The organism is Mucilaginibacter sp. KACC 22773, assembly GCF_028736215.1.
Taxonomy (GTDB): domain Bacteria; phylum Bacteroidota; class Bacteroidia; order Sphingobacteriales; family Sphingobacteriaceae; genus Mucilaginibacter.
The window spans coordinates 1,341,618-1,365,974 of sequence record NZ_CP117883.1 but is presented as its reverse complement, the minus strand read 5'-3'; the positions used below and the strand labels follow the sequence as shown (position 1 = coordinate 1,365,974).

Below are 24,357 nucleotides of genomic sequence, written 5' to 3'. Positions count from 1 at the left end.
TTATTAAAAATTCAATAACGATTTTCTTTATTTATTAACAATTTATCAATACGGTTAAGGTTTAGAAAAACACTCCAGGCATATTAAACCTTCAATGCCACAAAACTTTGGGACATTGATTAATTGCATGGCCAGGCTGTTTTTCTGACTTAACAGGTCAGGTTCTATTCGTCCAGGCGAAACATGATGTCTGTACGTAAAACATACTTTGTACCTTTTGTTACCGGCCTGCCTTCGTGTTCTAAACTGTGTAAGAAAACGAGTGCCAAACCTTTTTTTGGTTGAATAACCAGGTTACCAAAATTTGTTTCCCCTCCTTCATAATCTTCATTCAAATAAATCATAAAGGTGTAATAGCTGGCTTCACCATCACTCCTGATGTAACTTTGATCTCTGTGACGTTTAAATTCCTGCCCTGGCTGATATTTGTAAAATCTAAAAAGTTCATTTAATCCGACGGCTTTACTATAACCAATCTGTTTCGGCGCAAATGGTTTTAGTTGCAGCCATAATATATCGGCAAGCTCATAGTCTTTATAAATAACCCTGTTATTATTACGAACACTTGTAACAACTTTTTGCCCGCCTTCTGTTTCAATAGTCGCAGGTTCGTAACCAATGGCTTCACTTTTAAAAATAAAGTCGTCACATTCTTCGAGATTCCAAAAATCTTCAATTATGAAAATATCATTTGTCAGAACGCGGAGTTGCATCACGTAGTTGTTAAATCTCGGCTTATCGTTTATGGTTTTTGTAGCGGGACAGCATTCCGCCCGTCAAATATAGTACAAAAGCTCGTCAACACCTTACTGATTATAACGGTTCCCTTCTGGCGGCTCCTGATTTATTTATTAAGAAATTGTAATACCAACCGTTCCCATTCCTCTTCCAAAGACAGGTCGGGGCGCATTTGCCGTGCTTTACGATACCAATAGTCCGCATTCGAAATATCCCCTTCTTTACGATGCAGGTAAGCATGTACCAATGCCGATGCCTCATCGCTTAAATGATCAACCTGGGCATGCGCCTTTGGCCAATCGCCTTTGCCATCATACCAAAGGCTTTTTAACTGCACAGGCAACCCGGTAGCTGGTTGTGCTAAGTTTAATGATGCTTTAAAGTCGGCTAAAGTTTTCATAGGTATCATTTTGGGGCTCAAAATACAAAACATTATCTTACGCTTAATAACAGAAAAGCCACCTTTGCGTTAACAAGGTGGCTACAGAATTATTTGTATCACGGCTTTTACTTAAAGAATTTGGTAATATAGCGGCCAGACTGAACAAGCTACTAATAAAAATACAGAAAGCTCAGCCGACTAAGCCGGTGAAATATTAAGATTTTAGCGGACCAACATGCCGGTAAGTGTTGATGAGCAAGCCCGTGGGCGTAGTTTTCGAGTCAACAAAAGCAAGCTCCCGGGCGTCAATACTATCCGACAATAAGCGTTTGCCCCGGCCAAGCAAAACCGGGTAGGTAATGAGTACAACCTCGTCAGCCAGTCCCTGGTCAAGCAACACGGAGGTTAGCGTCGAACTCCCCACTACGATCAGATCGGGCCCTTCTGTTGACTTGAGATCACGAATCGCCTTTATAACGTCCTCGCCCAAATTCTCTATAGGGCCCCATTCCAGGCTGTCGGGCCTGTGGGTTACAATGTATTTGGTTGCAGCGTTGATAGCATTTGCCATAGGGAAATTTCCGGCATTAGGCCAAAAATTACTAAATATATCGTAGGTGTGGCGGGCAAGCAGCAGGTCAAATTTCGGCCCGTATGCCTCCAGGAGGGTTGCCGCGCCGGCAGGGCTGCGATAGGGTGTTGTCCAAGCGCCATAGGTGTAGTCTCCGTCATGTTCTATCACGCCATCCAGCGAGATGTGTTCAAAAATTCTGATTTTTCTCATTTTTTTATAGTTAGTTCATAGATAAATCTGACATTAAAATTCCTCTCTTAAAAATACCAGGGTCGATTTGGTTACTTTAAAAAGTCGTCCAGGTAACCTGCTATTGTTTTCGTCTGCATCATCAGGCTCACGTGACTCTGCGCAGGCACAATGGCTAAATGTGATTTTGGCATCGGCCCCAAATCGGCAGATACGCCACCTCCCAGTAACTGGTACGTTTTCATCAACTCCACTTTGTCCAGGCCATCATTGTCGCCCGAGATAAGCAATACCGGCGATGTGATTTTTTTAATATTGGCTTCCCCCACGTCAAATGGAACGGCGGCAAAAGCAATCATTTGTTCAATAAACTTTCTCCATTTTGTTTTGTCGGGCGCTACTGCATCATATGCGGTTTTTATAGGCGTATTGTCAAAAAAATCAGGTTTAAAATCTTTAAACCCACTATTGATAACCGGCAGCCAGCCGTTAGTTTTGTAGGTGGAAGATATGATCACTAATTTTCGTACCCGTTTAGGGCTTTTCGCCGCCAACTGGTAAGCTATAGAGCCGCCCATGCTATATCCTGCCACATCGGCGCTATCAAGTTTTAAAAAATCCATTACCCCTTCCACATCACTTGCCAGGGTAGCAATGTCTAATTTCCTGTCCGAAAACGGGGTGTGCCCATGTCCCTGCAATTCTACGGCAATTACCTTTCTTGTTTTTGACAACTCGGGTATTAATTGCCCCCAATTCATCTCAATGGTATAAAATGCACCATGCAGTAAAACAAGGGGCTTACCCTCACCATATACCTCATAGTAAACTTTAATGCCATTAACAGGCGCATAGCCACTTTCGGCAGGTTTAAGCTGTTGGCCCTTAGACTGAAATACCGTAAAAAAAAGCATAGCGATTATTAACACCAGGTTTAGGACATTATATCCTTTAGATACTCTTTTCATGATGCGTTATTTAAATTATTGATTTTAGTGATAAAACAAAGATAGAAGGCATTTCAGGATTTTGGGCTGTGTAAAAAAGACATTTTGAGGGGCGGATCGCGACAAAAGCATTACCGTTATATGGGATTAAGACCGGATCAAAACCATCCCCGCCGGAAAGGAAACTAAAGCAATTCAGCTGATTAGCAGGAAATTACAATGCAAAAAAAATGGGGCAACCGATTTTCTTCTCAGTTGTCCCATCAGGTGATCCCTACTTTACAAATTTCGAACTATTTCCCATCTGATTTATGCTTATTTGCGGATTTAGACTTCTGGCCTTGATGAACATCGCAGCAAAGAACGTAAGCTCATAAAGAGTGATATAGAACTAATTTGGTTTCAAATAATATGTTAATTAATGCTGGCAATATAAATTTATTCATTTCGCAAACTCTTCACCGGGTTGGCCATACCAGCCCTAATTGTTCGGAAACTTAAGGTAAATAATCCTGTTAGCAGCATCCCTACGCCGCTGATAACAAATACCCACCAGCTAATAGCTACGTGGTCGGCAAAGCTTTCCATCCATTTATTTACGGCGTACCATGCAATCGGCGTTACGATGATAAAAGCCAGTAAAATAAGCGATATCAGTTCGGTTGATAGTAGGGTTACTATTTGAGCAACGCTTGCGCCAAATACTTTGCGTATGCCAATTTCCTTTGTTCGTTGATTGGTGGTGTAAATGGCAAGCCCTAACAGCCCGAGGCAGCTAATCAATATCGATACACTTGTTGCCCAGGTGAGCAGGGTTGATGTGTGTTGTTCCTGGTCGTAAAATCTGGCTATCGTGTCATCATAAAAATGGCAATCGAAATCATCGTCGGGATAAGCCTTCTTCCAGGCCTTTCCCATATTTGTAATTGCGGTTTTCCATTCGTTGCCGCCTGCGGTTTCAGGTTTCAGGCTAACATGTAACGTCATCATTGGCCGGGGGATTGGACTGCCCGATGTTATGATTAATGGATAAATGGCGGAATGCAGCGACCGCTGATTAAAATCGGCAACTACGCCAATAATATTAATATTTCGGCCACCAAACCAATTCAACTGCTTCCCGATAGCTTCATGAGGGTTAGTAAACCCTAATAATTTAGCGTAAGTATTGTTAATGATGATGGCTTTCCCGGTGTCGGCTTCGGTTATGTTTCTGCCGGCAAGTAATTTTAGCTGATATATTTTAATGTAGTTCTCATCGCCAGACTTAATTATTATTTCTTCTGTTGTAATTTGTTTTTTTCCATCGTTATAAGTAATGCGCGTCCTGTTAAATGCATCAGCCGAAGGCGGGTCATTACCTAAACCCACAAGGGCAACCTGGGGCATTAGCCTGAATTCGTTCAGCAGTACCTGGTTGGTGCTGGCCTTACTGGTTTGCCAGGGCGTATTAATAAGCAGGATGGCATCCTTTTTAAACCCGAGGTTTTTATGTAAGGCGTAATAAATTTGCTGACTTACCAAAATGGTAGCCATTATAAAAAATTGGGCTACAACAAACTGCGAAACCGTAAGCGACTTACGCAGCCACGCATTTCGCGTTTTATTACTATTGCCCTGCACCTGGTTTTTTAGCACCGATGCGGGCTTGTAGCCCGATAACACAATTGCTGGATAAAAACCCGACAAAATACTTATCACAATAGTTAAAATCAACAGGAAGATTATGACATCCGGCCTTAGCATATTGGCATGAATATCCGGGGATATAACATCGGCAAACATTTTTAAAATAACTGGCGCAAGCAATATCGATATGCAAACCGCGAAGAATGTTATAAAAAATGTTTCGCTTAAAAACTGAACTACTAATTGCATCCGGCTGCTACCCAAAGTTTTGCGGATCCCAATTTCTTTTGCCCTTTGTGCGGCATGGGCGGTAGTTAAATTCACATAATTGATACATGCCAGCAACAACAAAAAGATACCGGAAGTCAATAATCCGTAAAGAGTTGTTTTGCTGGCCGGCGATGAGAAATAAAAAATATTATAGTCGGGATTGAAGTGAATATCATCTAAGGGCTGCAAGGCCAGGTCTACAATGGGCGCAGGCATTTTTTGTTCGGCACGCGGCAGATTATTTTTTCTGAAAATGGTAGTGATCTGTTTTACAAGCCCGGATGCCACGGTGCGAGGCGCCAGCTTTACAAAAACCTCTGATGCCGAAGATATTCTGCCCCAATTATTTATATGCAGATCGTCAGCTAACCGTTTATTAGTTGTGGCGGTACTAAAGGAAATAAAATCATGAAAGGTAAAGTCGCTATTCTCGGTAAACGTTTCAACTACGCCGCTAACGGTTGTCTTAAGGGTATCATAGGTAACTACTTTGCCAATCATTTCATGGTATGATAAAGACGGGAAGTAAAGCCTGGCTTGTTGGGATGTTAATACTACCTGGTCGGGTGCATCAAGCGCGTGTTGCGATGAGCCGGCAAGCCATACATAATTAAAAATTTTAAAATATTGCTGATCGGCAAGAGTTATCCTGTCCGGGTCTTTAAACCGCTTTTGTGCCTTTTTGTCTTTGTCGATATAGACAAAATGTGGTGACAACGTGTATATAGGCGTAATTTCCTCTATTCCGGTGGCCTGGCTTTTAATCGCCTCAGCCAGCGGGCCGGGTCCGCCACTCGAATAGATTTTATGTCCCTGAGATGATATGTTCATCACAACGCGGTAAATCCGGTCGCTGTCCTTGTGGAATTTATCAAAGGTAAAATCGTAGTGTACAACAAGGTAAATGACCAGGAAAGCGCTTATACCGATGGATAAACCGATAATATTTATCAGTGTAAATAGTTTATGCCTCCAAAATCCGCGGAATGCAATTTTAAAATAAGTTTTAAACATACGACTACCGGTTAATTTTTCATGCGTCCACCCCGGAGGGTTTACATGGCTCAATATTAGCGGCATAGTTTGGGTAAAACCTCTCAAGTTATAAGATGGGAGAACTTTTTGAAGGTGACTTTTATATTCTAAAGGGGTTTTGCCTGTAAATTGCTTAAAAATACGATGAAAGCTGCTTTGTGAATTAAAGCCAGATTCATACGCAAGACCAAGCAGCGTGATATGATTATAGGACGGGTCCTGCATTTTGAGCGCAACTTCGCGAACCCGGTATTCATTGATAAAATCGTTGAAGCTTTTTTTGAAAACTGTATTAATAATCCGGGACAACTCATGGGTAGTAAGTCCAAGTTTTTCAGCAAGAGAGCTCAGGCTTAATTCCGCATCCCGGTAGTGCCCTTTTTCCTTTACTTCCATTTTTAACCAGGATCCTTTTTGCTTCAGATCTGCCGGTAATAATGGTTTTAAGATCATATGGGGCCGTTCAACATATTCTGTTTTTATATGGCTTTTTGCCGCTATCCAAATGATCATGGATATTAAAAGAAGGTACAAGGGATAATAATGTTGTACGCTTAATTCATAATGGTAATAAAAATAGTCTATAGCTGTAAACGGTATCCATAATAACCACAACATGCCCAGGCCGGCAAGCAAGCGATCTAACCAAAGCAACTCGTTCCTGTAACGGTCGCTCCCGTGGAATTTTTTGCTTCGGTAAAAATTGTCAATCTGTGTATAGGAAAAATATAAATAAATAGCGACCGACAGGAATGCGGATAACTGCAATACGGGATTAGATTTGTCATAAATAGTGTTGCCTGTAGTTATATTTTGTATTGAATTAAATAACTGAAAGCTTATTTCAAGCAGCGCAGGTATGAAGTGTAGCAGGTCTTTGCGACGGAAGATATCCTTCGGCTGAATTATTTGACGTACGTAAAAGTAAATCAAGGGACCGAATCCCATTGAAAACCGTAATGGCAGACGGTTCAATAATGGATTATATTTTGTCAGACCGATATCGGCCGATAAAATCTTGAACATCCACAAGGCAGCAATGATCATTAGGATAGCCAGCAAACGATTAGCAGAGCGGTTCTCTTTAGGGGCGATCCATAAAAATAGCGATAGTGTTAAGCTGATAATTGCAGCAGCGAAGAACACGATATCGTAAAAAGTAATATGGAATGTAAGTGGTGTCAATTGAGTTTAGGTGCTGTGCCCCCATCCCAAACCTAAGAAAATCCTGGTACAAATTCAAAGATCACCTTAGTAAAACACCTAAATTCGGTGTGATTCGAAACATTTCTTGATGCTCAGGTATACCGGTTTGTTATGTGCGAAGTCATAAAAAAAGTTGTCAACTTAGTTGACAACTTGCCTAAAAAAGTGATCCCGCTGGGATCATAACCTTTTATATCCCGATATATTTCTATGATTATTTAATCACAAAACGTCGATTTTGAATTGCCAATATGCTTTAATGTATTTTAAAGTGTTTTTTATCCTTACAAAATCCTTACAGATTAGTATATTTGATGTAAATAAAAGCACATGGGCAGGTTAAGGCATAATTACAGCTTCAGGTTAGAGCAAAAAACAGAAGATGTTGAAACAGCGATCAGGGTTTGGTTTGTGTATAACAATAAAACCGTTGCTATATCTACCGGCGTTAAAATAAGGCCGAAATATTGGGATGAAGAGAAAAAGCCTAAGATCAAAATACTCAACAAGCCTAAAACGGTAGAGTTGACAAGCGCCATTGAAACCCTGGGTAAAATAGAAGTTTGGATTATTAAGGCCTTTGACGAAACGTGCGCCGAGGCGGCCGGGTTCCCCGCTCCCGAAGATTTCAGACAGCGGTGCAAGGAATATATCACCGGAAACGGAAAAAGGCCCGAGAAAAAGAAAGAGGTAAGCAAAATTACCCTGTTCGATTATATTGAAAAAATGATCGAAGATACCAAATCCGGTGCACGGGTTAAACCAGACGGCTCCGGGTATGCAGAAGATAGCCACAAACCTTATAGTAGCGCGTATGGGGTTTTAAAACGGTTTGCCACTTACAATAATAAAAAATCTTTAGTCTTTGAAGATGTAACAATGGCGATGTACCTGGATTTAAAAGAATATTGCTATGAGATAGAAAAACTTTCAGATAATTATTTTGGCGCGGTCGTAAAATTCATAAAAACCGCCATGAATGAAGCTAAAGAAGAAAAGCTTCATACCAATGAAGAGCATAACAATAAAAGGTTTTTAAAAATTCAGGTTGATGTGGAAAACGTTTATCTGGATGAGGGCCAACTGGTAGAACTTGCCGAACTTGATTTATCCGAAAATACCAAACTTGAAAGGGTCAGGGACCTGTTTTTGGTTGGATGCTGGACCGGGCTGCGATTCAGTGACTTTAACAATATAAAGCCAGAAAACATACAGGGGGATTTTATAGAAATCAAAACACAAAAGACCGGCGAACTGGTTTCGATACCAATTCATAAAACGATATTCGAAATAATGGCCAGGTATAAAGGCAAAACAGTAAACAGCCTCCCGCCGCCAATCTCAAATGTAAAATTAAATGAATACGTCAAAGAAGTGGGAGAGAAAGCCGGGTTTAAACAATTGGTCAGCCTCGAAAAATCAAAGGCCGGCAAAAAGATAATTCTTACCGTGCCCTTAAAGGATCTGATCACTACGCACACAGCGAGGCGGGCCTTCGCCTCCAACATGTTTAAGGCAGGAATACCAAGTATAATAATCATGGGTATTACTGGACATACAACCGAAAAATCATTTTTGAATTACATCAAGGTCACATCACGTGAAAAAGCTATTATCATGAAAGAAATGTGGGCGCGAAAAGAGATGAAAGCGGTTTAGGTTTGGTTAAACTTTTGGATACCTAAAAACTCACGAATTATTGTTTTTGGCCGCATAGTGTCTTATAAGTCGGTCCTAAATGTTTGCATGGTAATTTGCGAATAAATTTTTTTAAGTATTTTCCTGGTCGCTGCATGGCGGCCACCGTGGTGTATGGCGTGGTAAAGCTTGTGATCCAAAGTAAATTTCCATTTCCTTGATATGGCCATGATTTAAGTTTTTTTAGTGTGAGGTGGTCCGAAATGCTGGTATGGTAATATTAACGTTTTCGGTAACTTATAAAGTTGTTCCATGATGAAAAATCAGCCTGTTTGGCAACGATATCTAACGCATCCCTATAAACTACTCCCTGTTCTTTTTGTACGGCCTTAGCTACCTTTTTAAGATACTTAGGTGTGTGCCCTCCAATAATCACGTGTTTTGATTTTGCCATAATTTTAACTCTTTTTTATAGTGTAAGAAAACCCCGGCACCATTCTTTTTATGGACTCGGAAAACTTCGACCTATCCCTTTTTTATGGCGGCGGAAAACCTACCTAATTTAGTTTCTAACAAATTGATTTATAAATAGGTGTTATAGGAATACAGCCGGTATATTTCAATTAATTTTTCGATTTTTTTTGTTGATTTATCAAGCCGCGGGATCAACTCATAAAACTCACATTCAAGGGCAATATCCCTGATGTCCTTAATTAATTCGTTAATTGATTCACCGGGGTACCCTTTTTGTAAATACTCCCTAACCTCAAAAAATACACGGTGAAGTGTTTTCTTTCGGTCGGCAACGTATCGCCTAAAATGAAAATCAATAAAATCCAGATGACAACAAAGGCTTTGTATTTCGCCCTGGTTTTCCATGTATACCGCAACGTCCAGCCTTTTAGGAATGTAATCAATGAAATTTTTAATAAACTCTTCAGGATTGTGTTGCGTTTCGATACCCAATTTTTTAAGTGTGCTTTGTGATGCTCTCATATTTTAGCTAACTACTTTTAATCTTACTGGGGGCCTTTCATTAAGATCGTAAACAAAATAATACCATTCAATTTCGCCTTCTTCGTCGGTTTCTTCTTCTTTATACAGCTCTACGTATAAAAACGGGCTGCTAACGTCCCATTTCCCGCCTTCCGGGTAAAAATCGAATTTCGTTTTTATCAGTAAATCCTTTTCGATTAATCCAGGCACGCAATCAGTCGAACAATACAAATCATTTTTTTGCGCGAAGTGTTCAAATTCAAAATGCCTGGGGTGCCCTTCATCAAAAGGGTTTACAGGTCGGCCGGCCATTGCTGGCCCGCCATTAATCAACCTGATATTGTAGTGTGTAAACTCGTCTTCTATTTTTTTTCTTATTGCTTTACTCATTTTTTGATTTTAAAATTGGTTTTAATTTTTTTTTAACGGCCATTCGCCGGTAGCTTTTTTATATTGATTTAATTTGTCGAGTACCTGATCGTTACTCAACATTTCGTGTGTGTCTTTAAAACCAAGAGCCTTAGCAACACCCTCTGCACACATAGAAATTTCGTCTGTTTTTTTATCCTTTTTGAACTTCATTAAATTACCCTGGAAGTAGCCTATTCCCGTGGTGTGGGTTTCTGTGTCTTCAATAATTTGCATGACTGATGTAGCGCCCGTACTATCAAAGATTCCGTTGAGGTATCCCATAGGGGTCGGCACTATCTGAGAACCTTCAATTGTAATAAAATGGCCATTTACCAGAATTTTAGCTAACTCTTCCATGTCGATATCGATCTCATATGCTAATTCAATTATTCTTTCTGCTGCGCTTTTGATCATTATTTTTGTTTGTTTTAAGTTGTTTGTTTTTTAAAATCGTCATCAGGTCAATTAGCCTGTCTAAATATGGGAGGTAAGCCGGATTACCGTCATTGGAGTTTATTATTTCCAGGTGACTGCCTACCATTAGCCTTACATCGATAACTTTAATAGCCCTATTCATTATAACACTGGGCGGCAAGTCGGCTGTTTTAAAAAACGTTTCGACCTCTGTTATCCCCCATGGCCTGAACGGACCACGGTTTATATTTCCGATAGGGGGGCTTTTCCGACTGATAGGGATGACTTCGGTATTCGTCTTGATAGTAACCCTGTCTTTTTTGTTAAACTCAACCAGGGAGAATTTAACAAGGTAATCGGCGAGATCGTGGCCATGTTGCCGTTCCTGGTCAGAGGCGCACCGCTCCAACAATTCCGAAACAGTAAAATTACCCGTGTCTTTTAGGGCAGCGGCTACCGATAGGCATTTATCATAATGGTTGACAGCTGGGCATAAAATAACATTTCGGCCTTTAAGGATCCTGTAATTCGATATCGAAAGGTTTTCGAAATCCCCGATGGCCAGCCAAATAAACTCAGGCATATAAACGGTTGCTACCAGCGCGGATTTTTCGTTGTCAACTATTGCAACATTTTTATTGTTGCCCGTAAGCAGGTGTTCACCAAAAAAGCACTGCTTTAAGTTGAAATTTACCGTTTTTAATTTTTTATGTACAAACTCCGTATGCTCTGAAATATATTTACCGGTTATCGGATCGAAAAGCATTATTTTACCAGTTCTGATCCGCGATGAAGTATCTATTTGCCAAAATATAGAAGCGCCCGGCCAGTGTACAGATGTGCCAACATTGTAAGCGGCAAACACCTGCAGCATTGTATTTTCATCGAAAAGCTTCAAAAAATATCTTGCGAAATTATTTTGTTCATAGAAACCCAACGTTTTTTCCATCAGGTCGCCGCCAATATAACTTGGCTGAAAAATGTCTTTAGTTGGCACTTCTATTAATTCAGGCATAGTAAAAATATTTTAAAAAGGGGGTTTGTCTCGCTCTGTAGCTGTCAATTCAGATTGATCTTCAATCTGACGCTGGCTAAAAAATAATTCGTTTTGATTTTTTTTCTCGTTTGGCGTTTCACCTATACCAGGCAGCCAGCATTTAAAATCATCGGAGCCGTGCCCGGCTGAAATTTCGCTTTGCTTGGTTAGTTTCGGCAACAGCCTGGTATTCTCAGGGCAAAAACGCAGCTCAAACATTCCCTTTTTACCCAAATGCTCCCACTTTACTTTTTGGATATATATTTCAGTATAACCAGTTTCGTCATTCCTAAAAACAGTAAGTCCGTTTTGTGTTAAATTAAAAAAATGAGCAGAGCCCGAAATGCTATAAAGGTTGGGCACCTGGTAATTTATGCCGCCCGCATCTTTTTGCATCTTAGTTGGATGGGCTACCAAAAACACATGTACCCCGCAGGATTGAGCGAATTTTGTAATCTTGATAAGCTGCTCAATAGTGTATTTACCTTCATTGTAGCCGTTTGGTATGCCCGATTCAATTCTATTCCAGGGGTCGATTATAAGCCCCTTAATGCCTTTGCGTAATACAAGCTGTTTGGCCTTTTCAAGTATGGTGTCAAGTAAAAAATTTTCTTCGTCCGGTGAAATGATGTAAAAAACGGAGTTTAGATAATCCAATATCCTGTGTAAATCAGGCTCGGTTATGTTTTTCGGTATAGCCGGCCGGCCGAATACTTTTTTAATCAGCCTCATTAAGAACATCGTTTTTGGGTATGTTTCCGGCGAAAATGCCGCAAAGGACCAACCCGCATTTATGCATAGCATTAAACTAAGCTGCTCCAGGTAGATTGATTTTCCGTGTGATGGTACACCGGTAACCATCGTCATTTCACCCGGCATAAAACGCAGGTGTTCGTCCAGTTGTTCGTCTCCGGTGCGGTCGCCGTCCGGCAAGCCATTGTAATAAATGTCTAATATGTCGGTGCGCAGGTCATCAACGGTAAAAACGCCGGTAATTTCAAACTCTTTTGCTTCGCTGATCCTGGAAAAAAGTTTTTCGGGACCATGCGCTTTTAAGTAGTCATTAGCATCTTTAAGCCCTTCAAGGTCGATTTTTAAGCAACGCTCAATACCGAGACGCCGGGCCAGTTCATCGCGCAGGGCCCGGCCGGGGATGTCGTCATCATTTGAAATGTAAATCTTCGTTTTGTTGTCAAAATATTCGATACAGTTGTCAAAGTATTCAAGTTTCTGGTTTGGGCTTGCGCCGTTGGGTACGCTTAAAACATATTTGTAACCGGCTTCATACCATGACAAAGCATCTGGTTCACCCTCGCAAATCAAACACTCTTTACTATCCTTTACGGCGTCCAGGTTATAAAAAATTAGCTCCGCGTTTTTAGCAAGCTTAAAATTCTTTTTTGCGTCCCTATATTTTACGTTTATAAGATCGCCGTTCCTGAAATAATTAAATTGAATTGTATTGACCTTGGCCCCCTGGTTGGCTTCGGCCCTCGCAGCATCTTCGCTTTTTCCTTGTTTAACCAACTTATCAAATATCTCACTGAATACTTGCGGCATCCATTCAGGCCCTTCGGTTACTTTAAAATCGATGAGAGTTTGCTGGCTTACGCAGCGGGTGGCGAACCAGTCAACTGCCTTTTTTGATAATTCGGTTCTGTTATTGAAAACAGGTTTTATGTAAGCCTTTTTTTCATATATCGGCTTTTCAAACACCCTGCCTTTCCAACCGCAATTATGGCATTTGTAGGTACCATCTATGACATTTACATTTAAACAAGGTTCGTTTTTCTTTTTTCGGCTCGCCGAACATTTGGGGCACGTTTTTTTGCCCATTATTTTTATCCCTTTTATGTCAATTCCCAGGGCTTCTAAAAGTTGTTTTATCTCGCTCAATATACCATCCTCCCTGTTTTTTTCACCTGGTTAGCGGGCACCTGATTTAAATAACCTTCGAATTTGGTCCCAAAAAGTGTTTCAGGACGCAAAAATTTATTTTGGTCGGCATCATTTAGCCATTCGTTTGTTTTTACGTCGATGACCTTTTTAAAATCCTCAATGGAAAAGCCCTCTTTTGCTCTTGCGCTAATTAGTTGCAAGGTTTTTGGCGTTGTAGGTAAGTAAGCCTTGGAGGCTTTCAGATTCAAATAAAGGATAACATCTGTGGCCAAATCATTATTATTGTTTTTATCCTTTACTGTAATATCCTTTACTGTAATATCCTTTACTATATTATCCTTTATAGCATTGCCATCGCTATCCGTTTGCAATGCGAACGCATCTTCATTTGATGCGTTCGCATCTTCCTGCCCTTTATCCCATCTTTTATTAGCACTTGCGGCGGCCTTTTTAGACTTTTCAGCGCGTGCGTTCAATCTTCTATTTACGCTTTCTGACCAAAAAAAAGTGCCGTCATTTTTAAAAAGGTCAAAGTCTGTTATAAGCTTGTTTATGCATTCGGCATCCGCCCGCAATGCGAACGCATAATTATCAATTTCAACCATTTCTAATTTACCACCTTGCTCATATAGTAATTCGATTAGGTCCCAGAAAACTCCCTTTCCAGCTTGGCCTAACACCCGCAATACTTTGATAAGTTTCGGATCGTTACGCGCTCCGTAATCATGTGAGAAGTAAAAAGTTTCTTTACTCATAAAGAGTTTATAATGCGTTAAAAAGATTAGGAGTTTCCGATATTCTGAGCATACCGGTGCGAAGCTCTACAGGCAGCAATATTGGCATAGACCGAAGATTCAAAGTTAACTTGTTATAGTCAGCCACAAGTATATTTAACTGTTCTACGTATGCCATAACATTGCTGTTATAGATTTGGATATCCTGCGGAAATGTATACTGGTTTTCGTCAGAAATGGTATGAAGCTCGGTTAATACCCTGGTGATTTTTCCAATTGCATCAACAGCGCGGGTATGTGTCTGTAATGCAGTTGATAAATCAATCTCTTTTTGAGAAAACAATAGTTGTTTCTCCTTTAAATTATTTAAATTTGCCATCGCTCTCCAATAAAGTATTTGAAAAAGCCAGTATGTTTCCAACCGCACTGGTTTTTTCTTTTTTATAAAATTTGGTTAGTTGGATTTTTTATTGACGAACGCTTCCAGGTCGGTCCAGTTGATCCGTACACTTCGGCCAATATTAAAACTTGGTAGTTCGTTTAACCGAAGTAGTTCGTTTAACTTAGATAGCGAAATGCCCAAATATGCAGCTGCCTCCTTTTTTTTCGCTGGCTGCTTAATGGCCGGAAGGCTGCTAAATGGTGTGATTTGCCCGAAAACGTTTTTAACTGCCTGCTCAAAGTAGCCAACAATTTCCGCTTCAGTTGCTAATATCATTTTCATGCTGTGACTGTTTGGCTTAATAATTTTTCCCTATTTTCTATTACCATGGTGAGTGCCTTTAAAACCCTTTGATGGTGTGGGCTTCCTTCCCTCATAAAGGCGTTTCTTGCGTTTGCACTGGAAACCCCGACCAAACGACCTGCCATTGCAAAATCAGCCCAAATAAGCTTTATTTTGATTTCTTCTATTCCCATGAAGCTATGTTTATACTTTTAACAAAGATATAAAAATATATTCCACAATAGTCAATGAGGGATAAATTTTTTTTAAAACTTTTGTTGCCAAGTCTTTTGTATCCCCAAAAAGGACCGGGCATAAACAAGGCTTTTTAATTGTTGACGGCTATTGCTGTTGCCGGTAAACATTCAGTGTCACTGTCTGCCTTTTATTCGATCATTAAGTAATTTAAAGCTAATAAACAGAATAGTACAACTGTTAATTTCAAAGCGCTTTGTTATACAAAGCTTATACTGCTTAATAGCTGACTAACTTCGGGTTAGTCAGCTGTTAAGCAATTGCCCGGCTTAAAAGATTTCCACCTTTTGGTGGAAAAGTTGAAAACCAATGAGTTAAAAGCGTCATTATTTTTACGTGGCCAGCCAAACACTATTCTCCTTCATTTTGGGGATAATAACCCACTTAATTTTCAGGACGTTACTTTGTGTCATTTTTGACGTATAGTTTTATTTGGTCCCCTTAAAATTGAGGAAGTCTAACAAATTATTAACTGCCTATAGATCAACGAAGTCGATTTTCCGCCTATCGGTCTCCTGAAAATTAAGGAGACGTTCAACATTGTGTTGACCTCTAAATTTCGCAGCTAAATTTTAAGCCGCCACATTCCATAAAATTGTGGAGCAGGTATTTGAATTCATTGAACGCAATTTTGCGTTGATACTGATAGACAGCAACTTAGGCGATGGCTCAAAATTGAGCTGTGGGATTTCCCCATAGGTGGCCAGCGCTCAATCCAAAATTGGACCACCAAACGGGCTAAATTATCCGCTGGTTAACCATGGTAACATTTCTTGATAACTTCATCAAAAAGTGTTTTGGACAGCTTCAAAATCAGCCGTCGCAATCTCGCTCCTCAAAATTGAGGAGCGAACAAACCAAACAGTCCCCATGCGCTGGCGGGGAATCCCCCGGCTGATATTTACCTTACAAAACTAACAGTCCCTAAAAGGCTGCAAAATCCGACCTTTCCGACTACTATAAAAAAGGCCGGTATCCGAATAGCGGACACCGGCAGGACCGTTTTTTATAACTTTTAACCAGGCTGTAAAGCAAAATCATACAAATCATACCCCCCCCTCTGCATCTATAAAATGTTAAAATAGTATATAAAATCTTACTTTTCTTACTCCTATAAAAAAGGCCAGAATAACATAATCTGACAAATCTGACAACCCCATGAGCGTAATTTAGGCAAAACACCCCCTTAAAAAGGCTCAAAAGTGCGAAACCTTGCAATAATTTGGTAAAATCCAACGAATCCGACAACCCCCTGAGCTTAAAAAGTGACCAAGGTAACCCCTTAAAAAGAGCGAAATGTCCGAAAATCCGACAAATCAGACAACCCCCTGAGGGTTATTTATAGCTAAAACCTGACTAATCTGACTCCTATAAAAAGGGGATTATAGCTAAAAGTTGACAAAAGTTGACATCTGTCATTTTTACTGACACATAAAAATAAAAAAAACTAACCTTTGGCTCCAAAAGCAGAAATCTGCCTTTACAAATGGCCATTATAAATATTGTTTAATCAGATATGGGAGAAAATCTCCCATATGCCTGCAATCCTTATGAAATTTAGCACTATCCCAAGTGGCTTTTTCTCACTTCGGGTCTTTGTTCTGTGTAAAACCTTACTAAACCTTACCTGCGTTAAGCCCTGGATATAACAAAACTTAACATCTATCCGATTTTCGGATATAACAAAACTTCACAAAACTTCACCCTCGACATAATGTCGAACCTCACAAAACCTCACCTGCGATCATCGCCGACTTAATAAAACTTAATATGCGATCAGTTGAAAACCTTATAAAACCTTATATGCGTTTTTTGTAAAGCCCTGATAATGGCATTACTGTCATTTTGGGAACCTGACAAAACCTGACATGTATTTACCTACTATGGGCAAATCGAAAATATTTCTCATTGACTATTGCGGAATATTTCTATCTTTGTTAAAAACAATCATAATCAAGAAAAACAATGGCATTTAAAGCAGGTCAAAGCGGCAACCCTAATGGCAGGCCGCCAGGAACAAAGAATAAGCCTAAAAATCAGATCAGCGTTATACTGATAGGCGAATCCATTGACACGATATCACCCGAGGTCTTAAAAAACGCTATAAATTCATTTCAAAATAAATTAGCTAAGGCATGAGGCAGATATTAAATTTTGAATATCAACTTAATGGCTTTAAAAAAGCGGCTGAAAAGCACGGATTAACCCCGAAAACAGTTGATTTCGAAATATATCAGGACTTATTAAGGGCAAATCGGACGCATCAAAATACAGATTTACAAATCGACCTAAATATCATAGCTAAATCAGTTGGACTATCAGCGGACCAGGTTAAACAGCGACTGTACGCCATGGTCCAGGCTGACGTTTTCGAGAATCTTTATATAGTAAATGGGGTGTTTAATATCTCCCTAAAAATGCTTTATGATCCCCGGGAAATGGAGTTTATCAAAAGCGCCGATAAATCACCACAAAGATTTTTACCACATCACTACACGCACGCGTTGGTCCCTGAACTGGATGGAAAAAAATGCAATTACAATGCTTAAGAGTACTATAAATGTTATTCACGAAGACGGTACTTATTACCTTAAAATAACCAAGCGTTTTTTGGGTGTTGAAATTTATACGTTAAAAGAGGAGCTATTGGAAATCAACCTCGACGAAGGTTTTTCTAACATCATTATACACGTGCGTGCGCATACAGTAAAGGATTCTTGCAGACCTGAAGTACTAAGGCAAGTAATTAATAATTAAAAAATGAAAAGATTAACACTATCAGACCTTAAAAAAAGGGGATTGGAATTAACAAGAGAGGAAACAAATTGGCTACTCCCTAAAATAAGCCAGCATTCACAACACCACCCCGAGCACGGAATTGTTTTTACAGGAGAAGATCCCGGCGAAGATGACAGCAGCTTAGACGAAGATTTGGACCAAATAACGGGAAGTGATTTTGAAAATGCCGCGGATAATACCGAAGGTACCGCCGCCGCGAAAAGCCAGCCGCCCGCGAAAAATTTTGAATTAGCTAATGAAAATAGCAATGTTAATAATGTGGTCCCGGTCGACGACAAGCCTGTTAAACCTAATACTGCATCCCTTATGGCCACGACAAATAAACAGCCAAAAGCAGCCGCACCGGTTGAAAGCGCCTATATGAGGAAAAAGCGGGAAGCGGCAGAGGCGGCAACTAAGGGTAATTTATAGTAGTTCGTAAGCACAAAATTACAGATGCAAAATTTACAGCTTTATATCGATGACCAGCTGGCAGACCTGCCAGACGAACCGCTGCAATTTAGTTGGCAGGTAAACAACCTGGCAGACGTTCAAAATCAGAACGGCAGCTTTTCTAAGCAGTTCAAACTCCCGTACTCACAGAACAATAAAGCAATATTAGGGTTTCCCCAGGTTATCCAATTAAAGAGCAGGGCACCTTACAGGCGCTACAGTGTAAAATTAATTGTAAACGGTATCGAAGTATTGCCCGCGGGTTTCGGAGAGCTTCAAGCCTCGAATAATGACGGCTTTGATTTCATAATCTTATCAGGCAACACCGATTTTTTTGAATCAATCGGCGGCAACATTTACGACATGGGCGATAGCTCGAGCGTTTGGACTGATTACGGTAAATCATTGGTTTGGGATCAATACAGCATGCCGTACCCGGAAACCCCGCTGCATCCTGATAATTGCATTTTTGACCTATCACACGTTGCAAACTCACAAGAGAAAACCGAGGGGTGGATATGGCCCGTTGTTGATTATGGTCACGTTGATCTGGCAGATTTTAGCAAGTGGATAAACGTGAGGCAATGCCGGCCGGGCTTTTTCTTACATAGCGCCATTGATTTACTTATTGAATCAACCGGCTACACAGTAGACACCGAACGATCAACATTGATACGTGACCCGATGTACAATAAAATGATTGTGCAATTTGCTAACGATTCATTTGAACATGGCGCCGATTACCAGAACGCCCCGGATAATTTGGGAATGTATGCTATTATGGCCGCCAATACTTCAGCATCTCATACATCAATCTCAGACACCTACGGCAAAGGGGTTTTTTCTTTTGCCAATATCCAAAGCGATCCATCACACCAATTTAACGGGCAATACTTCACAGCGAAGCAAAGAATGTCGGCGGTGGTTACTGTAGTGATCCCGAAGCTCTACTTTAAGGGCAAGGTATCAAGCCCTATGTCAAATATCAAGCTGCAAGTAAAATATCATTCAGTAGCCGGCGATCAGCTTGATATTGCAGAACAGCTATATGACCTAACTGATTTCAACAACCGAGAAGGTGACGGCGGGCACCTGTTTGGCGATTATGTGTTTGCAAAAAAGACGCTATCCGGAACGGTAGAATTACAACCTGGTGACCGCATAAATTTAGCGTGGGAATTTTTTGATTCGAGACCCGAATCGTTCATTTGTTATGCCGGTGCGTCACTAATGATTAAAACCGACACCGTAAACGTTCTTTACAGCCAGCCTATTCAATGCGAAAGGATCCTGCCCGATATCAGCCAAAAAGATTTCCTAAAGGACACCCTGCAGCGCTTCGGGATCATCTGCCAAACCGATAACATTAAAAAAACGATAGCCCTTTTTAGCATGCGCGATATTGTCGCCAACATTCCCAAAGCGTTAAACTGGACATCTAAAATTTTAGATCAGGGATTTCAGGCCACCTATGTTTTGGGTACCGGGTACAGCCGTATTAACTGGATGAGATTTCAGGATGACCCGGATATCCCCCGCGAGATATTGCCTAAGTATTTTGCAGATGACAAAATTATTATTGATAGCGATGTTATCAACCCGTCAAACCCTCAAACCGATATAATCACCTCAATATACGGCCCAAGCCCCAACAGGCCATACTACGGGGGCACCATTGCACAAATTCTAAAGATCGATACTACTTCAAGCCTAACGGATTTTAGCATCACCACAAAGCCCCGCATCCTGATTGATCAGAAGCTTGATTTGCGCAAGATCGGCGGCAAGACGGTTGTTTTCGCGGACGGTGACCAGGATCAGCCCGGCACAAACACCATATCGGTTAACGGCATTATTTCAACCCCTTACTTTTGGAAGCATGACGGGGAATTTAACCCCGTGTTTTGCGATAAGGAGGGCCAGCCGGGCATAAGGACGAAGTATTACCCCGAGGTCGAAAGGATATTGCAGAATACCCAAAAGATTGTCAGGTACGCGCTATTGACCCCGCGCGACATTTCAGGACTTGATTTTACTATACCCATTTATTTGGAACAAGACAGCTGTTACTATTACCTAAACAAAGTTGATTCATGGTCCCCGGGCAACCCCTGTAAAATCGAGTTGGTTGCATTAGCATAATTATTTAATACCCCTATAAAAATGGCAGATTCAGAAGATTTTCAAAAAAGAATATTACTTGAAGTTACGGCGAAGACCGACACCCTTAAACAGGACGCGGCAAATCTAAACATTGAACTGGATAAACTTAAAGCCGGGCTTAAGGCGGTCGAGGTAGAAAACACGAAGGGTTCAAAGGCTTATGTTGAACATGCGTCAAAAATTAGGTTAACCGCTGAAGAACTAAGGAAAACCAATAAGGAAATTGACAATGCGACAAAGGCTCTAAAGGCCGAATCCGGGTCAATGGATCAAAATAAAGCTCTGGTGGCAACCCTAACGGCTGAGTATTCAAAACTTAAGCAAACAGAGGGCGAAACGTCACAGGCTACCAAACAGATGGAGGCCGACCTGAAAAAGGTCAATGAAACCTTAAAGGACCAGAAAGAAAAAATCGGTTCCACATCAAGACTATTCAAGGACCTTGAATCAAACCTTAAAAATGCCCTGTCATCATTAGGCGGCGCTGTACCGGGCCTGCAAGGTGTTGGCGGCGCAATGGGGCAAGTGGTTAAAATTGGCGGGTTTTTAGGTCCCGTTTTGAAAGTTACCGAATCGGCGTTTGGTGGTGTTGCTAAATCAATAACAAACCTTGTGGGCAATTCTGGCCGTACTCAGGTAGGCGGTTTCTTTGAAGGTACAGCAGCGGCGGCCAAAACGGCCACGGTTGCCACCGAAGAAACAGCAGTAGCGGTTGAGGGTGTAGGAGCTGCAGCCGGCGAAGCAACCCCGGCAATCGGTGGCCTCGCCGGGGTTGTTAGCGGCGTTGCCATTGCCTTTGTTGCGGTTGCCGCCGTGGCCATTGGTGTTGCCGCCTGGTTTGCAAAGCTAACCCCAAATGCAGAATCGTTAAAACGTGGCTTTGCCGGTGTTGGTGGTGCGTTCACGGCCTTTATGTCTGATATCGGGAAAGGTGTTGGTTTTAGTGAGTTGTTTAGTGATATGGGCAAAGCCTATACAGAGGCAAAGAACCTAACTCAGGGCCTGCAAGACCTTGCCAGGGCGGCCGATGTGTTGGCGGTATCTAACACCAGGGTTGACGCTGAAATACAGCTATTGCAGCTTAAATTAAGGAACAAGTCTAACACCGCCGAACAGGAAGCATCCTATTTTAAGCAGATCGAAGACAAGCTGCAAAAGAAATACCAGGTAAATAAGGATTATGCTGATAAAGAGTATGATTTAGCGGTCAAGCAGGCCGTCAACGGGCGTAAATTCAGTGAACAGGAAATAGAGCTACTGCGTAAAAATGGTATTGAACAGGCTGTTATTTTAGATAAAAAGTACGGTTTACACGGTGGTGATGATGCGCTAAAGGCTATTATCAAAGCGCAAAACGACCAGATACAGGCGCAAGCATTCAGGGACCAAAAAGAACAAGTAGCGCAAAACAAAAAAGATGCGTTTGATGCCAGGCAGGAAAGGAAGCAACAGGCCGCCGTCGATAAAGCCCAAAGATTAAAGGAGCAAGCGGATCACGACAAGGCTGAAGCTAAACGCGCCTATGATGAAGCGCTAAGCGAGCGGCAAGCATCCGCCGCCCGGATGCTGCAATTTCAGGCCAATTCCTTTGCAAATGAACTTTCAGCCAATGACGAGCATTACCGCCAGCTGATTTTTAAAGAGCGCACCTTTATAGCCAAACAGGAGGAATTAAGGAACAAGTCTAAAAGCCCCGAGGCCAAAGCAAATTTCAATAAGGCTATTGGTATCGCCCACGGCAATATAAAAGAGCTACAGGACGAAAGGGGCCTTTCAAAGCTTCAGCTTATTGAAGACAATAACAAAAAGACCGCCGACCTGATTGAAAAATCAAACAACGAATTAAAGGCGCTTGAGATTGCCAATAATAAAGACACCCTTTCCCGCCAGATTGCAGAAATAAACCAGCACCACGAAGCGCAATTAGATGCAAACCAAAAGGAGCGTGAAGATCTGGCCATTAATATTAGCAGGCTTAAAGCGGCCCGCGATGCAGCGCACGGCCAGGAGAAAAAAGATTTAAGCAAACACCTGTCAGACCTCGAAAATCTGGAAGACCTGGCCGGAAAAAAAGCCCTGCAAATCAATAAAGCGGCGGCGGATGCGATTAAAAAGGCTAAACAGGATGCCGCTAACGCTGAAATAAAAGCCATTGACCAGGCGGCTGTTATTGATACCGGCAAAGGTGGTGAGCATGAAAACGCTAAAAAACACAGGGACGCCCTGCTTGCCCAGGAAGATGATGAATTTTCAATTGCAATAAATCAGGAGGGGCTAACCGAGGCTGCAAAATTTCTAATCTATACCTCGCACCTGGCTAAACGCAAGGCTATCACCCAAGCGTACAATAAGGAGATTATGGGCGAAGCTATCCAGGTCGAGCAGTTGTTACAAAATGCCGCTGAAAAGATTATCAGCAATTCAATACAACATTCGTTACAAAGCAAGCTTAGCGCCCTTGATAAACAGCATACAAGCGAGTTGCGAAATACTTCTTTGACAGTTACCCAAAAACAGGTAATTGAAGACAAATACCAAAAAAAGGTACAGCAGGCCAAAATAAAGGCATTCAAGCAAGAGCAGGAAATGGCAATTATTAAAGCTATAATTAATACCGCTATCGGGGTTACCGAGGCCATTCCAAACCCTTTTTATATGGCCTTCGCCCTTGCGTCTGGTATTGCAGAAACGGCCATTATAGCCTCACAAAAACCGCCTGCAGCATACGCCACCGGTGGTTTATATCGATCAGACAACAAGGGGGCAATATTGAACGGTCCTGGTACCGGTACATCTGATTCAATAAATGCCAGGTTGAGCCACGGAGAGGCCGTTATCAATGCAAAATCTACTGCTATGTATGCACCATTGCTTTCAGCTTTAAACGAAGCTGGCGGCGGCCGTGCTTTTGCCAAATCAAGCAACGGGCAATCAGCATTTGCAACAGGCGGCGTATTTTCTAATAATATGTATTTACCAACAGCTGATAATGGCTTAAGGCCCGCCGGTATCAGTATTCACAATAACGTCGATTTAAGCGGCATAGAAGGCACCCTAAATAATTTACCTGGCCATATATCAAATGCAATGTCAGGGGTTAGTCTGGCAGTCGATGTAAAGGACATAAACCACGCCCAGGGCCTTATCTCAAAGGTTGAAGACAGATCAATACATTAAATAAGTATCTTTAAATAACATTATGAACCAAATAACACTAAGTCACATCGATGGCCCGATATTAATTAATTTCCCCTCAAACGCAAAAGAAATAACTTTTGGACAGTTTATTGACCTTAGTGGGCATAATTCCCCATTAGAAAAGTTGTCAATCATCAGCGGGCACCCGGTCGAATATCTTTATGGATTGACGGACCTGCATTTGGGCTTGCCTGAGTTGGATGACTACTATAAATCGTTAGAGTATCAAATGACCATGACGCTTTATACCTTGCCGGCAAGGGTTAAATTTTATTATGCGGGCAAAAACTGGAAAATAAATCTTGTTAACAACATGGAAATTATACCGGTAAGTAATTTTCTTGAAGTTCAAAATATGATAACCGCCAACAGAAATGCCTATATCGACCTTTACGGAGAGGAGTATTTTGAAAATTACTTTTGGCCCCATTTGGATGTTATAAGCGCCGTGGTTGACAGGTTTATCTATTCAAAGCATCATAAAAAGGTAAAGCAAAACCAACTATTTTTTAATGATGCATGCAGGGCGCTGTCTGCTTATGATGCGATAGCCATTGGAAAACACTTTTTTAATGTTTATCCGGATTTAAACAAGGCCTGTATACCTGGCTTTTGGGATCAGGTAAAGCACAATATCAGGCTATATAAAAATAAAATGCCCGGACGACTTGCCCGAGCATAAATAACT

General features: G+C 41.2%; 24 protein-coding genes. 8 read left to right on the top strand and 16 right to left on the bottom strand.

Going from position 1 to position 24,357, the window contains the following annotated elements; translation table 11 throughout:
• Positions 1 to 164 precede the first annotated feature (164 nt).
• The 5 genes from PQ469_RS06060 to PQ469_RS06040 all read right to left on the bottom strand — a co-directional run bounded on the left by PQ469_RS06060 (position 165) and on the right by PQ469_RS06040 (position 6,949).
• Positions 165 to 713: a prolyl hydroxylase family protein gene (locus PQ469_RS06060; RefSeq protein ID WP_274212129.1), complete on the bottom strand. Its 549-nt coding sequence runs from the start codon at positions 711 to 713 to the stop codon at positions 165 to 167.
• Positions 714 to 844: 131 nt separating this feature from the next.
• Complete coding sequence (locus PQ469_RS06055) at positions 845 to 1,138, bottom strand: hypothetical protein (protein ID WP_274212128.1); 294 nt, start codon at positions 1,136 to 1,138, stop codon at positions 845 to 847.
• Positions 1,139 to 1,334: 196 nt separating this feature from the next.
• Positions 1,335 to 1,904 carry a dihydrofolate reductase family protein gene (locus PQ469_RS06050; RefSeq protein ID WP_274212127.1) on the bottom strand — a complete coding sequence of 190 codons (570 nt, stop codon included), beginning with the start codon at positions 1,902 to 1,904 and terminating at the stop codon, positions 1,335 to 1,337.
• A 71-nt stretch (positions 1,905 to 1,975) separates the two neighbouring features.
• The gene (locus PQ469_RS06045) at positions 1,976 to 2,851 is read right to left on the bottom strand and encodes an alpha/beta fold hydrolase (RefSeq protein ID WP_274212126.1); all 876 of its coding nucleotides are present in this window, start codon (positions 2,849 to 2,851) and stop codon (positions 1,976 to 1,978) included.
• 417 nt (positions 2,852 to 3,268) lie between these two features.
• Complete coding sequence (locus PQ469_RS06040) at positions 3,269 to 6,949, bottom strand: ABC transporter permease (RefSeq protein ID WP_274212125.1); 3,681 nt, start codon at positions 6,947 to 6,949, stop codon at positions 3,269 to 3,271.
• Positions 6,950 to 7,300: 351 nt separating this feature from the next.
• On the opposite strand from PQ469_RS06040, the gene PQ469_RS06035 reads away from it, so the two are divergent.
• Positions 7,301 to 8,629 carry a site-specific integrase gene (locus PQ469_RS06035; RefSeq protein WP_274212124.1) on the top strand — a complete coding sequence of 443 codons (1,329 nt, stop codon included), beginning with the start codon at positions 7,301 to 7,303 and terminating at the stop codon, positions 8,627 to 8,629.
• Between the two features lie 62 nt (positions 8,630 to 8,691).
• On the opposite strand, the gene PQ469_RS06030 is transcribed toward PQ469_RS06035, so the two are convergent.
• From PQ469_RS06030 to PQ469_RS05980, 11 genes are all read right to left on the bottom strand, one after another.
• Positions 8,692 to 8,838 (bottom strand): hypothetical protein, encoded by a 147-nt coding sequence (locus tag PQ469_RS06030; RefSeq protein ID WP_274212123.1) that lies wholly within the window; start codon positions 8,836 to 8,838, stop codon positions 8,692 to 8,694.
• 50 nt (positions 8,839 to 8,888) lie between these two features.
• Positions 8,889 to 9,062, bottom strand: coding sequence for a thioredoxin domain-containing protein (locus PQ469_RS06025; protein ID WP_274212122.1), 174 nt, complete (start codon positions 9,060 to 9,062; stop codon positions 8,889 to 8,891).
• A 128-nt stretch (positions 9,063 to 9,190) separates the two neighbouring features.
• The gene (locus tag PQ469_RS06020; RefSeq protein WP_274212121.1) at positions 9,191 to 9,604 is read right to left on the bottom strand and encodes a hypothetical protein; all 414 of its coding nucleotides are present in this window, start codon (positions 9,602 to 9,604) and stop codon (positions 9,191 to 9,193) included.
• Between the two features lie 3 nt (positions 9,605 to 9,607).
• Positions 9,608 to 9,994: a hypothetical protein gene (locus PQ469_RS06015; RefSeq protein WP_274212120.1), complete on the bottom strand. Its 387-nt coding sequence runs from the start codon at positions 9,992 to 9,994 to the stop codon at positions 9,608 to 9,610.
• A gap of 21 nt (positions 9,995 to 10,015) precedes the next feature.
• The gene (locus PQ469_RS06010) at positions 10,016 to 10,429 is read right to left on the bottom strand and encodes a hypothetical protein (RefSeq protein ID WP_274212119.1); all 414 of its coding nucleotides are present in this window, start codon (positions 10,427 to 10,429) and stop codon (positions 10,016 to 10,018) included.
• On the bottom strand, positions 10,398 to 11,444 hold the full coding sequence (locus tag PQ469_RS06005) for a DUF6965 family protein (protein ID WP_274212118.1): 1,047 nt from the start codon (positions 11,442 to 11,444) through the stop codon (positions 10,398 to 10,400). Before PQ469_RS06005 ends, PQ469_RS06010 begins: the two co-directional genes overlap by 32 nt.
• Positions 11,445 to 11,456: 12 nt before the next feature.
• A complete protein-coding gene (locus PQ469_RS06000) occupies positions 11,457 to 13,301 on the bottom strand; it encodes a bifunctional DNA primase/helicase (RefSeq protein WP_274212117.1) in 1,845 nt (614 codons plus the stop codon).
• Positions 13,302 to 13,357: 56 nt separating this feature from the next.
• On the bottom strand, positions 13,358 to 14,119 hold the full coding sequence (locus PQ469_RS05995; RefSeq protein WP_274212116.1) for a conserved phage C-terminal domain-containing protein: 762 nt from the start codon (positions 14,117 to 14,119) through the stop codon (positions 13,358 to 13,360).
• Between the two features lie 7 nt (positions 14,120 to 14,126).
• Entirely contained in the window at positions 14,127 to 14,477 is a 351-nt protein-coding gene (locus PQ469_RS05990) for a hypothetical protein (RefSeq protein WP_274212115.1), read from the bottom strand.
• 75 nt (positions 14,478 to 14,552) lie between these two features.
• Positions 14,553 to 14,822 carry an excisionase family DNA-binding protein gene (locus PQ469_RS05985; protein ID WP_274212114.1) on the bottom strand — a complete coding sequence of 90 codons (270 nt, stop codon included), beginning with the start codon at positions 14,820 to 14,822 and terminating at the stop codon, positions 14,553 to 14,555.
• Complete coding sequence (locus PQ469_RS05980) at positions 14,819 to 15,016, bottom strand: hypothetical protein (RefSeq protein ID WP_274212113.1); 198 nt, start codon at positions 15,014 to 15,016, stop codon at positions 14,819 to 14,821. Before PQ469_RS05980 ends, PQ469_RS05985 begins: the two co-directional genes overlap by 4 nt.
• Before the next feature lie 2,026 nt (positions 15,017 to 17,042).
• Between PQ469_RS05980 and PQ469_RS05975 the strand changes: the two genes are divergently transcribed.
• Genes PQ469_RS05975 through PQ469_RS05945 form a run of 7 tightly spaced genes read left to right on the top strand, consistent with a single transcriptional unit; the run spans position 17,043 to position 24,351 of the window.
• A complete protein-coding gene (locus tag PQ469_RS05975) occupies positions 17,043 to 17,216 on the top strand; it encodes a DUF5681 domain-containing protein (RefSeq protein WP_274212112.1) in 174 nt (57 codons plus the stop codon).
• The gene (locus PQ469_RS05970) at positions 17,213 to 17,626 is read left to right on the top strand and encodes a hypothetical protein (protein WP_274212111.1); all 414 of its coding nucleotides are present in this window, start codon (positions 17,213 to 17,215) and stop codon (positions 17,624 to 17,626) included. The genes PQ469_RS05975 and PQ469_RS05970 overlap by 4 nt, the downstream gene beginning before the upstream one ends.
• Positions 17,619 to 17,834, top strand: coding sequence for a hypothetical protein (locus PQ469_RS05965; RefSeq protein WP_274212110.1), 216 nt, complete (start codon positions 17,619 to 17,621; stop codon positions 17,832 to 17,834). Before PQ469_RS05970 ends, PQ469_RS05965 begins: the two co-directional genes overlap by 8 nt.
• Before the next feature lie 3 nt (positions 17,835 to 17,837).
• Positions 17,838 to 18,287, top strand: a complete 450-nt coding sequence (locus PQ469_RS05960) for a hypothetical protein (protein WP_274212109.1) — start codon at positions 17,838 to 17,840, stop codon at positions 18,285 to 18,287.
• A 24-nt stretch (positions 18,288 to 18,311) separates the two neighbouring features.
• Positions 18,312 to 20,450, top strand: coding sequence for a hypothetical protein (locus PQ469_RS05955; RefSeq protein ID WP_274212108.1), 2,139 nt, complete (start codon positions 18,312 to 18,314; stop codon positions 20,448 to 20,450).
• A 21-nt stretch (positions 20,451 to 20,471) separates the two neighbouring features.
• Positions 20,472 to 23,648 (top strand): hypothetical protein, encoded by a 3,177-nt coding sequence (locus PQ469_RS05950; protein ID WP_274212107.1) that lies wholly within the window; start codon positions 20,472 to 20,474, stop codon positions 23,646 to 23,648.
• Positions 23,649 to 23,670: 22 nt separating this feature from the next.
• Positions 23,671 to 24,351, top strand: coding sequence for a hypothetical protein (locus PQ469_RS05945; RefSeq protein WP_274212106.1), 681 nt, complete (start codon positions 23,671 to 23,673; stop codon positions 24,349 to 24,351).
• Positions 24,352 to 24,357 lie beyond the last annotated feature (6 nt).

Bases quoted from the DNA above. Each gene is read 5' to 3' on its own strand.
- PQ469_RS06020 (WP_274212121.1), bottom strand. From the start codon at position 9,604: ATGAGAGCATCACAAAGCACACTTAAAAAATTGGGTATCGAAACGCAA.
- PQ469_RS05960 (WP_274212109.1), top strand. From the start codon at position 17,838: ATGAAAAGATTAACACTATCAGACCTTAAAAAAAGGGGATTGGAATTA.
- PQ469_RS06030 (WP_274212123.1), bottom strand. From the start codon at position 8,838: ATGGCCATATCAAGGAAATGGAAATTTACTTTGGATCACAAGCTTTAC.
- PQ469_RS06050 (WP_274212127.1), bottom strand. From the start codon at position 1,904: ATGAGAAAAATCAGAATTTTTGAACACATCTCGCTGGATGGCGTGATA.
- PQ469_RS06010 (WP_274212119.1), bottom strand. From the start codon at position 10,429: ATGATCAAAAGCGCAGCAGAAAGAATAATTGAATTAGCATATGAGATC.
- PQ469_RS05990 (WP_274212115.1), bottom strand. From the start codon at position 14,477: ATGGCAAATTTAAATAATTTAAAGGAGAAACAACTATTGTTTTCTCAA.
- PQ469_RS06045 (WP_274212126.1), bottom strand. From the start codon at position 2,851: ATGAAAAGAGTATCTAAAGGATATAATGTCCTAAACCTGGTGTTAATA.
- PQ469_RS05965 (WP_274212110.1), top strand. From the start codon at position 17,619: ATGCTTAAGAGTACTATAAATGTTATTCACGAAGACGGTACTTATTAC.
- PQ469_RS06005 (WP_274212118.1), bottom strand. From the start codon at position 11,444: ATGCCTGAATTAATAGAAGTGCCAACTAAAGACATTTTTCAGCCAAGT.
- PQ469_RS05945 (WP_274212106.1), top strand. From the start codon at position 23,671: ATGAACCAAATAACACTAAGTCACATCGATGGCCCGATATTAATTAAT.
- PQ469_RS05995 (WP_274212116.1), bottom strand. From the start codon at position 14,119: ATGAGTAAAGAAACTTTTTACTTCTCACATGATTACGGAGCGCGTAAC.
- PQ469_RS06035 (WP_274212124.1), top strand. From the start codon at position 7,301: ATGGGCAGGTTAAGGCATAATTACAGCTTCAGGTTAGAGCAAAAAACA.
- PQ469_RS06055 (WP_274212128.1), bottom strand. From the start codon at position 1,138: ATGAAAACTTTAGCCGACTTTAAAGCATCATTAAACTTAGCACAACCA.
- PQ469_RS05955 (WP_274212108.1), top strand. From the start codon at position 18,312: ATGCAAAATTTACAGCTTTATATCGATGACCAGCTGGCAGACCTGCCA.
- PQ469_RS05950 (WP_274212107.1), top strand. From the start codon at position 20,472: ATGGCAGATTCAGAAGATTTTCAAAAAAGAATATTACTTGAAGTTACG.
- PQ469_RS05970 (WP_274212111.1), top strand. From the start codon at position 17,213: ATGAGGCAGATATTAAATTTTGAATATCAACTTAATGGCTTTAAAAAA.
- PQ469_RS06000 (WP_274212117.1), bottom strand. From the start codon at position 13,301: ATGGGCAAAAAAACGTGCCCCAAATGTTCGGCGAGCCGAAAAAAGAAA.
- PQ469_RS06060 (WP_274212129.1), bottom strand. From the start codon at position 713: ATGCAACTCCGCGTTCTGACAAATGATATTTTCATAATTGAAGATTTT.
- PQ469_RS06025 (WP_274212122.1), bottom strand. From the start codon at position 9,062: ATGGCAAAATCAAAACACGTGATTATTGGAGGGCACACACCTAAGTAT.
- PQ469_RS05975 (WP_274212112.1), top strand. From the start codon at position 17,043: ATGGCATTTAAAGCAGGTCAAAGCGGCAACCCTAATGGCAGGCCGCCA.
- PQ469_RS05980 (WP_274212113.1), bottom strand. From the start codon at position 15,016: ATGGGAATAGAAGAAATCAAAATAAAGCTTATTTGGGCTGATTTTGCA.
- PQ469_RS06015 (WP_274212120.1), bottom strand. From the start codon at position 9,994: ATGAGTAAAGCAATAAGAAAAAAAATAGAAGACGAGTTTACACACTAC.
- PQ469_RS05985 (WP_274212114.1), bottom strand. From the start codon at position 14,822: ATGAAAATGATATTAGCAACTGAAGCGGAAATTGTTGGCTACTTTGAG.